The organism is Enterobacter sp. 940_PEND (assembly GCF_001059415.1).
GTDB classification, from domain to species: domain Bacteria; phylum Pseudomonadota; class Gammaproteobacteria; order Enterobacterales; family Enterobacteriaceae; genus Enterobacter; species Enterobacter cloacae_M.
This window is the reverse complement of sequence record NZ_JUMS01000049.1, coordinates 1-9,443: the sequence shown is the minus strand read 5'-3', so window position 1 is coordinate 9,443 and position 9,443 is coordinate 1. Positions and strand designations below refer to the sequence as shown.

Below are 9,443 nucleotides of genomic sequence, written 5' to 3'. Positions count from 1 at the left end.
ACCCCCTGCGTGACAGGCAGGTATTCTAACCGACTGAACTACCGCTCCACTGTTCCCGTTTGGGGAACGAGGCGCATATTACGGTGCGCCTCCGATCTCGTCAACGCTTTTTCTCACGTTTTGAATCGTTTGCTGCAAAAATCGCCCAAACGATGATTTTACAGGCATTCAGGCGTTTTTTCAGGCGCGCCACATACAGCTGCCGCCCTTCTTCTGTACCAGATCAAGCCGGGATTCGTGGTTAAGAAGCTCTTCATCACTGGCTAAAACAACCCGCAAGCGACTGGCCTGACGAACAACACGCTGAATGCCCGCTTCGCCTTGCGTCTGCTGGGATTCATTTTCCATACTGAACTTCATTGACGTCTGCCCGCCGGTCATCGTCAGATAGACATCGGCCAGGATCTGGGCATCGAGCAACGCCCCGTGGAGCGTTCGCTTGGTGTTGTCTATCTCGTAGCGCGAGCAGAGTGCATCCAGGCTGTTACGCTTGCCGGGGAACATCTTCCTTGCCAGCGCCAGGCTGTCCGTCACCTTACAGAAGGTGTTCGTCTTCGGAATATCACGATTAAGCTTGCTGAATTCATAATCCATAAAGCCGATATCGAACGATGCGTTATGGATGACAAGCTCGGCGCCCTTGATATATTCCAGGAACTCGTCAGCGACATCCGCAAAAGTCGGCTTATCCAGCAAGAACTCATCGGCAATACCGTGAACGCCGAACGCTTCAGGATCCACCAGCCGATCGGGTTTGAGGTAGACGTGGAAGTTGTTACCCGTAAGACGACGGTTCACCACTTCAACGGCGCCGATCTCGATGATCTTATGCCCTTCGTAGTGCGCGCCGATCTGGTTCATACCGGTGGTTTCGGTATCGAGGACAATCTGGCGAGTAATTGCAGTGCTCATAGCGGTCATTTATGTCAGACTTATCGTTTAACTGAACGTTTCGAATACAGGAAGTCTACCAGAGATGCGTAAACAGGTAGAAATTTTCACCGATGGATCTTGTCTCGGTAACCCAGGGCCCGGCGGCTACGGCGCGATTATGCGCTATCGCCAGCACGAAAAAACCTTTAGCGAAGGCTATTTTCTGACCACCAACAACCGGATGGAGTTGATGGCGGCCATCGTGGCGCTGGAGGCGTTAAAAGAACATTGTGACGTGGTGTTAAGCACCGACAGTCAGTACGTGCGTCAGGGGATCACCCAGTGGATCCATAACTGGAAAAAACGCGGCTGGAAAACCGCCGATAAGAAGCCGGTCAAGAACGTCGATCTCTGGAAACGTCTTGATGCTGCGCTGGGCCAGCACCAGATTAAGTGGGAGTGGGTTAAAGGCCACGCTGGCCACCCGGAAAACGAACGCTGCGACGAACTGGCGCGTGCTGCGGCATCCAATCCCGCACATGAAGATGCGGGCTATCAGCCCGACGCCTAATCGGTTTTTTTGTACTGCCGCGTGGCGCCGACGGTCTGGCGAATGGGCGTTTTCGACTTGCTCTGCTTCATGGGGTTAAGCGTAAGGGGAATGGTTCGCTTACGCGCAACGATAAACTGCAAACAGCCCAATGCGGGGAGATGGGTACTCAGTACCACGCCCCCCTGCCGCGCCCAGGGCAGCACCTGAAAACCACCGTAGCAAAGCACCTCAAAGTTCAGCAGCGAAAGCCAGTCGAGCTGGCGCATCATGGTGAACATCCGGCTGTTGTAAGGTGGAGTCCGGCGTAGCACCGGTACTAGCTTACGCAGGCCCATCAGGCTTAGCGGATTGAATCCGCTAAGTACCAGCCAGCCGTCATCAATCAACACGCGATCGGCTTCGCGAAGCAGACGATGCGGATCGCTGCACCAGGGTAGCGTATGTGCGAGCAAACACGCATCGACGGATTTTTCCGCAAACGGCAGATGCAGCGGGTCTGCCTTCACCTGAACCGGCGATCCGCCGAGAGAGACGTTAACCTGATGCGAGATAGCGCAGCTTTCGGTATTGATTTCCGCGCTGAGATTGCCAATCTTAAGCAGGTGAAAGCCATACATTTTCGCGAGCCAGGGCTTCAGCTGCTGTTCTAACGCTTCGCGATAGTATTCACCCCAGGGCAATTCCGCCCAACGTTCCGGTGCTGCGACAGTCTGAGGTATCCTTGCCGGTTTCATCAAAACACCCGCCACGCTCTAAGAGGTAATGTATGAATCTTATCAGTATTCCAGCGTTTCAGGACAATTACATCTGGGTTTTGGTTGACGACGATCGCCGATGCGTCATTGTCGATCCCGGAGAATCCGCCCCTGTTCTGCACGCCATAAAAGAGAACGGCTGGAAGCCAGAAGCCGTTTTGTTGACGCATCATCATAACGATCACGCTGGCGGCGTGCCTGAACTGCGCGCCAATTTTCCGCATCTTGTGGTTTACGGACCGGCAGAAGCACAAGATAAGGGAATCACGCATGTAGTCGAAGAAGGCGAAAATATCCTCATACGCGAGTGGGAGTTTTCCGTATTTGCTACACCGGGTCACACTTTGGGACATCTGTGTTTCTACAGTAAGCCTTATCTTTTTTGCGGCGATACGCTGTTCTCCGGAGGCTGCGGAAGACTGTTTGAAGGTACGCCAGCTCAAATGTATCAGTCTTTACAGAAGATTAACGCGCTACCCGATGAGACGCTCATTTGTTGCGCCCATGAGTATACATTAGGAAATATGAAGTTTGCCGTGAGCCTCTTACCCGAGGATCGAGCGATTCAGGATTATTATCACAAAGTGAAGGAGTTACGTGCAAAAAACCAAAAAACACTCCCCGTAATTCTGAAAAACGAGCGCCAAATTAATTTATTTTTACGAACAGATGATATTGATTTAATTAATAAAATTAACCAAGAAACAAATTTGCAACAACCAGAACAACGATTTGCATGGTTAAGGTCAAAGAAAGATAACTTCAGATAATTGCGGGTTGCCTTTTCAAAATTTCGCCGTTATCATCGCTCGTCTTTTAAGCAACTATTGACACACACATGAAGGCAAAAGCGATATTACTCGCCTCTGTCCTGCTTGTAGGTTGCCAGTCGCAAAACGGCAGCAACGTACAACAGCACGCACAGAGCCTTTCTGCGGCTGGTCAAGGGGAAGCAGGGAAGTTTGCAAGTTCGGCGCGATGGATGGACGATGGAACATCTTACGCGCAGGATCAAGACTTGTGGACCTCTATTGGCGACGAGCTAAAGATGGGAATTCCGGAAAATCCCCGGATTCGCGAACAGAAACAGAAGTATTTAAGTAATAAGAGCTATCTCCACGATGTAACGTTACGGGCAGAGCCGTATATGTACTGGATAGCCGGGCAAGTTAAGAAACGTAACATGCCTATGGAGCTGGTACTCCTACCCATAGTGGAGAGCGCTTTTGACCCACACGCGACGTCTGGCGCCAATGCCGCAGGCATTTGGCAGATCATTCCGAGCACCGGGCGAAACTATGGTCTGAAACAGACCCGCAACTATGATGCGCGTCGCGATGTTGTCGCTTCAACGACAGCCGCTCTCGACATGATGCAACGTCTGAACAAGATGTTTGACGGCGACTGGCTGTTGACGGTCGCAGCGTATAATAGTGGCGAAGGTCGTGTACTGAAGGCAATGAAAGCGAATAAAGCACGGGGTAAATCCACCGATTTTTGGTCGCTCTCACTGCCACAGGAAACGAAGATTTACGTACCGAAGATGCTGGCCTTGAGCGATATTCTCAAGAACAGCAAGCGTTACGGTGTACAACTGCCAACACCAGACGAAAGTCGTGCACTGGCGCGTGTTCGCCTCAGCAATCCGGTTGATATTCAACAAGTTGCTGATATGACGGGTATGTCGGTAAGTAAATTGAAAACCTTTAATGCAGGCGTTAAAGGCTCGACGCTGGGGGCAAGCGGCCCGCAGTATGTGATGGTTCCGCAGAAACATGCGGCGCAGTTACGTGAGTCTTTAGCATCGGGTGAAATTGCCGCCGTTCAGTCAACGCTGATCGCCGATGCTTCATCCGTTAGCAGCCGCAGCTATAAGGTTCGTTCAGGTGATACGCTTTCGGGCATTGCGTCACGTCTTGGCGTGAATGCGAAGGATCTGCAGCAGTGGAATAATCTGCGCAGCTCCGGCCTGAAAGTGGGTCAGACTCTGACGGTAGGTGCAGGTAGCAGCGCACAGCGTCTCGCCAGCAACAGCGACAGCATTACCTATCGCGTGCGCAAGGGCGATTCACTGTCCAGTATCGCAAAACGACACGGCGTGAACATCAAGGATGTGATGCGCTGGAACAATGATACTGACAACCTGAAACCAGGCGACCAGTTGACGCTGTTTGTGAAGAACAGCGCGACGCCAGACTCCTGATAACACGATCGAAAGATAAAAAGGCACCGATTCCCCTCGGTGCCTTTTTTGTTTATCCCGCTTTTTGCGCTTCGGCCATGATGGTATCGCTGGTAAACGATCCATCTTCCTGCAGTTCAAAGTACGCTTTTACCTCCGCGGACGCACTCTCCTGATAGAGCCTGATCGCCTGGCTTAATACTTCCGGGGTGCGCATACGCGCGATCCAGGAGCTGAACTCCAGCGGTAAGCGATCGGTAATCAACGCGCGCGCGATCAGCCCCGCTTCAGTGATAAGCGACAACCACTCTCCGCTGGCATAGTTTTGCACGTGTGAGGTATCGCGCAGCGCTTCGACCGTCTGCAGCCAGATATTGCGCACCGGATGTCCAGGGGACATCACATCCATAATAATGAAGATGCCACCCGGCTTCAGAACACGTTTGACCTCGCGCAATGCCTGGCCGACATCGTGCCAGTGGTGCGCGGAGTAACGGCTGATAACCACCTCAAACGACTCATCATCGAACGGTAAGGATTCGGCATAGCCCTGTTGCGTATCGATGTTGTCCAGTCCCTTCGCTTTCGCCGCACCGGCAACAACGTCCAGCATCTGGCTGGATAAGTCAAACGCGGTAACGTGAGCGACCTGCTGCGCAGCCGTAAAGCTGGCATGCCCTGCCCCGCAGCCTAAATCCAGCACGTGCGCCTGCGGGAACGCCGCCAGACGTTCACCGAGACGCACCAGATCGCGGCCAGAAGCATGCACGGCGCTGCTCAGATAGGCACTTGCCTGAGAACCAAACTGTTTTTCTACATTGTCATGATGGGAGCGTGTTGTTGTCATCGTACTGTCCTTTGTGAGTGAAAAATAAAGGGCAGCACCCGCGCAGGCCTGCCCCACGGCAGACCTGACACACCATTATTTATCAGGTTTGCCGGGACTGAATTCGACTAGTAGAGGGTTATGATCCGAGGCGCGCGTCACCAGAACCGAGGCATCGTGCACGCTCAAACCACGATAGAAGACAAAATCGAGAGGACGACCAAAGGCTTTTTTGCGCTGGTCATCGCTAAAACGAACTTCACGCAGCGACATTTCGCGCGCAAAGCGATACAGCGCATTCATGCGCGGACGGCTCCAGGCATTGAAATCGCCGGCCATAATGATGGGCCCGCTGTGATGGGCAATCTGATCGCCGATCGGAAGTAACTGCTTACTGTAAACATCCACGCCCAGACTGAAATTTACCGCATGGATATTCACGACCATCAGCATTCGGGTATCCGGCAGCGGATAGACCGTCACCAGCGCCGATTTTGCCAGACGCAGGATAGGTTCACGTTCGCGCAGTGGACAGCAATAGACCGGATGTGCTGCTGAAAGCGTCATCACACCTGAGGGGTGTTGCGGCAGGACAAACGCAGGCACCTGGTCGGCGGCAAGATAGTTCGTGGTGGCAAAGCGTACAAGCTCAGGAGTAGTTTGCGCCTCCTGAAGCAGAACCAGGTGGGCATCTTTTCCAAAGTTCTTGAGTACCGATAACCACTCGGCACGCTGCTGCTTAAAGATATTCCACACCAGTACACGGATTTTCTCATCGCTGCTTAACGGCGTGCCGGCGGGTAATGCCTGGCTTATGCTCGCAAATGACCCCGGAGGCAAGATCCTCTCCGCGGGCATTCCGGCAACATAACGCATGGCATAGGTATTTTTTCGCACTTTTGGAAACAGCCTCTGTAACATGAACCAGCCCGGAAAACGGACTGGTTCTAATGTTATAGGGACTTTAGGTCATACTTTCAACGCAATTTCTGAGAAACCGCTTTCCAGTTTTGTAAGCAAGCACTTACTGATGTTAACCCAACGCGACCCTGGCTGGCTTATCGAGACGTCCACTCAGGCCAATCAGCAGGAAGGCCACCAGGACAATCACCGCGCCAATCCACGGAGTCTGGGTTAACCCAACATGCGCTACGGTTTGTCCGCCAATGATGGAGCCCAGCGCAATGCCAATATTAAATGCGGCAATGTTCAGACCCGATGCCACATCCACCGCATTTGGCGTATAGAGCTCGGCTTTCTGGACCACGTAAACCTGAAGCCCGGGCACATTACCAAAGGCAAAGATCCCCATGACCAGCACCGTGACCAGCGCGGCGTAGTGTAGCGAAGCCGTGAACTGGAAAATCATCAGCAGAACAACCAGGGCGGCGAAGATGAATTTCAGCGCCGGTACCGCACCATGCTTATCCGCAAGCTTGCCGCCCCAGATATTGCCAATGGCAACGGAAATACCGTATCCCAGCAAAATCCAGCTCACGGCATTGGGTGAGAAGCCCGCCAGGTCCTGCATCATCGGCGCCAGGAAGGTAAAGGCGGTGAATACGCCACCATAGCCCAGCGCAGTTACCGCGTAAATAATCAGCAAACGCGGATGCGTGAGCACCTTCAGCTGATCGCGCAGGCTGGCGCTTGCCCGACCTGGAATATTCGACGGTACCAGCAGCAGGCTGGTCACCAGAGCGATGACGCCCAGCAAGGAGACGGCCAGAAACGTTTCACGCCAGCCGAAGTGTTGTCCGATAAACGTTCCCAGCGGTACGCCCGTAACGAGTGCGACGGTCAACCCACCAAACATGATCGCAATAGCTGAAGCCGCTTTCTCTTTGGGCACCAGGCTTGTTGCTATGGTGGAACCAATCGAGAAGAACACGCCGTGTGCAAGGCCGGTCAACAGACGGGCAATCACCAGCGTGGTGTAGTCCGGCGCCTGCCAGGCCAGAACGTTGCCGGCGGTGAACAGCACCATCAGCGCGACTAGCAGCTGCTTACGCGGAAAACGTCCGGTCAGGGCCGTCAGCACTGGCGCACCGACGGCGACGCCCAGGGCGTAGATTGATACCAGCAACCCCGCAGAGGGCAACGAGATCGCAAGCTGGTTAGCAATAGTGGGAACCAGGCCCACGATAACAAATTCGGTCGTGCCAATTGCAAAGGCACTGATCGTCAGGGCAAGTAGCGCCAGTGGCATAAAATACTCCGTATCATCAGGATTAAGATGACAGGCAGTATGCGCCAGTGCTTAAATAACAAAAATGGTCAAAATCTCAATAGAATTTTGCAGGTGGTGCAAAAATGAAAGCAACATCGGAAGAGCTGACAATCTTTGTCGCCGTCGTTGAAAGCGGCAGCTTTAGCCGCGCGGCCGAACAGCTGGGACAGGCTAATTCGGCCATCAGCCGTTCGGTAAAAAAACTGGAGATGAAGCTTGGAGTGAGTCTGCTCAACCGAACGACGCGGCAGCTGAGCCTGACGGAAGAAGGAGAGCGTTACTTCCGCCGCGTGCAGTCGGTATTGCAGGAGATGGCTGCAGCGGAGACGGAGATTATGGAGACCCGCAGCACGCCGCGTGGATTGCTGCGCATTGATGCGGCCACGCCGGTGGTGCTTCACTTTCTGATGCCGCTGATCAAGCCTTTCCGCGAACGCTATCCGGAGATGACGCTTTCTCTGGTCTCCTCAGAGACGTTTATCAACCTCATCGAGCGTAAAGTAGATGTGGCGATCCGGGCGGGAACACTGACAGATTCAAGCTTGCGTGCCCGCCCTTTGTTTGCCAGCTACCGCAAAATTATCGCATCACCAGAGTATATTGCCGAACATGGTAAACCAGAGGCGGTTGAAGAACTGAAGCAGCACCTGTGCCTGGGCTTTACGGAACCTGTGTCGCTGAACACCTGGCCTGTTGCCTGTCACGATGGTCAACTTTATGAAATTACCTGCGGATTATCGTCTAACAGCGGAGAGACGCTGAAACAGCTTTGCCTGGAAGGGAACGGGATCGCCTGTTTATCAGACTATATGATTGATAAGGAGATAGCGCGGGGTGAACTGGTGGAGCTGATGGCCGACAAACGTCTGCCGGTCGAAATGCCCTTTAGCGCAGTGTATTACAGTGACAGAGCGGTAAGCACGCGCATTCGCGCCTTTATTGACTTCCTGAGTGAACATATAAAAACAGCTCCAGGAGGAGCTGTGTGAGGGTTCAGGTTACAGAGGGTGGGTCAAACTTAATCCCAGTCAGGAGCTAAACCTTCCGGGCTTACCAGGCGATCGTTGCACTCCAGTGCTGCGATCGCTTTTTTATCGTCAGCATCCAGATGAAGATTCGCTGCTAACAGGTTGCTGGCCAGGTTTTCACGCTTAGTTGATGATGGGATCACGGCATAACCTTCACCCATTGCCCATGCCAGAATCACCTGCGCAGCAGTGGCGTTATGTTTCTCTGCGATACGTCTAATCACTTCATCTTTCAGCGCTTTACCGTAGGCCAGCGTCATGTATGAAGTGATGTGGATCCCGTGCTGTTTTGCCCAGTCCACGACTTTGAGGTTTTGCAGGTATGGAGACAGCTCAATCTGGTTGGTCGCAATATTTTCTGCGCCAACAGCGGCAATGGCTTTTTCCATCAGCGGAATCGTGAAGTTGGAGATCCCTATTTCGCGGGTTAGGCCCTGCTTTTTCGCTTCCAGCAGCGCCTGCATGAACTCTTCTACTGAGACGGCATCATTCGGTGATGGCCAGTGGATCAGCGTCAGATCTACGTAGTCAGTACGCAGTTTTTTCAGGCTCTCTTTCAGGCTAGGGATCAGCTTATCTTTGCTGAGATTCTCAATCCAGATTTTCGTGGTGATATACAGTTCATTACGCGGCACACCACTCTCTTCGAGAGCTTGTCCAACGGCAGCTTCATTTTCATAGATCTGTGCCGTATCAACTGCACGATAACCCAGTTCGAGTGCGGTTTTAACCGATGCGATAACAACGTCGTCTTTCAGGCGGAAAGTGCCCAGACCAAATGCAGGGAGAGTCATACTATTCCTCAATCATTATGTTCGTAAACTGAGGAAGATTATCGCTGGCGTTGTTATAGAGAAAAAGAGCGCAAAACGCAGAGGATTTTTGCTAATTTCGCAATAATTAAACGTCAGATAAAAAAAAAGCCCTGAGCGTGAGCTCAGGGCTTTTAATAAGTGGCGGAACGGACGGGACTCGAACCCGCGACCCCCTGCGTGA

10 protein-coding genes are annotated in these 9,443 nt (G+C 52.8%); 4 read left to right on the top strand and 6 right to left on the bottom strand.

Features of this window, described 5'->3' with window-relative positions; genetic code table 11:
• Positions 1-180: 180 nt before the first annotated feature.
• Entirely contained in the window at positions 181-912 is a 732-nt protein-coding gene (gene dnaQ / locus ADJ24_RS07380) for a DNA polymerase III subunit epsilon (RefSeq protein ID WP_029739690.1), read from the bottom strand.
• A 64-nt stretch (positions 913-976) separates the two neighbouring features.
• On the opposite strand from dnaQ, the gene rnhA reads away from it, so the two are divergent.
• Positions 977-1,444, top strand: coding sequence for a ribonuclease HI (gene rnhA, locus ADJ24_RS07375; protein ID WP_023310485.1), 468 nt, complete (start codon positions 977-979; stop codon positions 1,442-1,444).
• Here the strand turns inward: rnhA and ADJ24_RS07370 are convergent.
• A complete protein-coding gene (locus ADJ24_RS07370) occupies positions 1,441-2,160 on the bottom strand; it encodes a class I SAM-dependent methyltransferase (RefSeq protein ID WP_023310484.1) in 720 nt (239 codons plus the stop codon). The genes rnhA and ADJ24_RS07370 overlap by 4 nt on opposite strands.
• A 32-nt stretch (positions 2,161-2,192) precedes the next feature.
• Here ADJ24_RS07370 and gloB point away from each other — a divergent pair, with 32 nt between their 5' ends.
• Both gloB and mltD read left to right on the top strand, forming a co-directional pair.
• Positions 2,193-2,951: a hydroxyacylglutathione hydrolase gene (gloB, locus tag ADJ24_RS07365; protein ID WP_023310483.1), complete on the top strand. Its 759-nt coding sequence runs from the start codon at positions 2,193-2,195 to the stop codon at positions 2,949-2,951.
• A gap of 68 nt (positions 2,952-3,019) precedes the next feature.
• Positions 3,020-4,384 carry a murein transglycosylase D gene (gene mltD / locus ADJ24_RS07360; protein ID WP_032668075.1) on the top strand — a complete coding sequence of 455 codons (1,365 nt, stop codon included), beginning with the start codon at positions 3,020-3,022 and terminating at the stop codon, positions 4,382-4,384.
• Between the two features lie 52 nt (positions 4,385-4,436).
• Here the strand turns inward: mltD and ADJ24_RS07355 are convergent, their stop codons facing one another.
• The 3 genes from ADJ24_RS07355 to ADJ24_RS07345 all read right to left on the bottom strand — a co-directional run bounded on the left by ADJ24_RS07355 (position 4,437) and on the right by ADJ24_RS07345 (position 7,398).
• Positions 4,437-5,210: a class I SAM-dependent methyltransferase gene (locus ADJ24_RS07355; protein ID WP_023310481.1), complete on the bottom strand. Its 774-nt coding sequence runs from the start codon at positions 5,208-5,210 to the stop codon at positions 4,437-4,439.
• Positions 5,211-5,285: 75 nt separating this feature from the next.
• Entirely contained in the window at positions 5,286-6,086 is an 801-nt protein-coding gene (locus ADJ24_RS07350; protein ID WP_024909448.1) for an endonuclease/exonuclease/phosphatase family protein, read from the bottom strand.
• 136 nt (positions 6,087-6,222) lie between these two features.
• Positions 6,223-7,398 (bottom strand): MFS transporter, encoded by a 1,176-nt coding sequence (locus ADJ24_RS07345; RefSeq protein ID WP_023310479.1) that lies wholly within the window; start codon positions 7,396-7,398, stop codon positions 6,223-6,225.
• A 104-nt stretch (positions 7,399-7,502) separates the two neighbouring features.
• On the opposite strand from ADJ24_RS07345, the gene yafC reads away from it, so the two are divergent.
• Positions 7,503-8,408, top strand: coding sequence for a DNA-binding transcriptional regulator YafC (yafC, locus tag ADJ24_RS07340; protein ID WP_023310478.1), 906 nt, complete (start codon positions 7,503-7,505; stop codon positions 8,406-8,408).
• 29 nt (positions 8,409-8,437) lie between these two features.
• On the opposite strand, the gene dkgB is transcribed toward yafC, so the two are convergent.
• A complete protein-coding gene (gene dkgB, locus ADJ24_RS07335) occupies positions 8,438-9,241 on the bottom strand; it encodes a 2,5-didehydrogluconate reductase DkgB (RefSeq protein WP_023310477.1) in 804 nt (267 codons plus the stop codon).
• Between the last annotated feature and the right edge of the window lie 202 nt (positions 9,242-9,443).

Coding starts and splice junctions, on each gene's coding strand:
- dnaQ (WP_029739690.1), bottom strand. CDS start 912: ATGAGCACTGCAATTACTCGCCAGATTGTCCTCGATACCGAAACCACC.
- rnhA (WP_023310485.1), top strand. CDS start 977: ATGCGTAAACAGGTAGAAATTTTCACCGATGGATCTTGTCTCGGTAAC.
- ADJ24_RS07370 (WP_023310484.1), bottom strand. CDS start 2,160: ATGAAACCGGCAAGGATACCTCAGACTGTCGCAGCACCGGAACGTTGG.
- gloB (WP_023310483.1), top strand. CDS start 2,193: ATGAATCTTATCAGTATTCCAGCGTTTCAGGACAATTACATCTGGGTT.
- mltD (WP_032668075.1), top strand. CDS start 3,020: ATGAAGGCAAAAGCGATATTACTCGCCTCTGTCCTGCTTGTAGGTTGC.
- ADJ24_RS07355 (WP_023310481.1), bottom strand. CDS start 5,210: ATGACAACAACACGCTCCCATCATGACAATGTAGAAAAACAGTTTGGT.
- ADJ24_RS07345 (WP_023310479.1), bottom strand. CDS start 7,398: ATGCCACTGGCGCTACTTGCCCTGACGATCAGTGCCTTTGCAATTGGC.
- yafC (WP_023310478.1), top strand. CDS start 7,503: ATGAAAGCAACATCGGAAGAGCTGACAATCTTTGTCGCCGTCGTTGAA.
- dkgB (WP_023310477.1), bottom strand. CDS start 9,241: ATGACTCTCCCTGCATTTGGTCTGGGCACTTTCCGCCTGAAAGACGAC.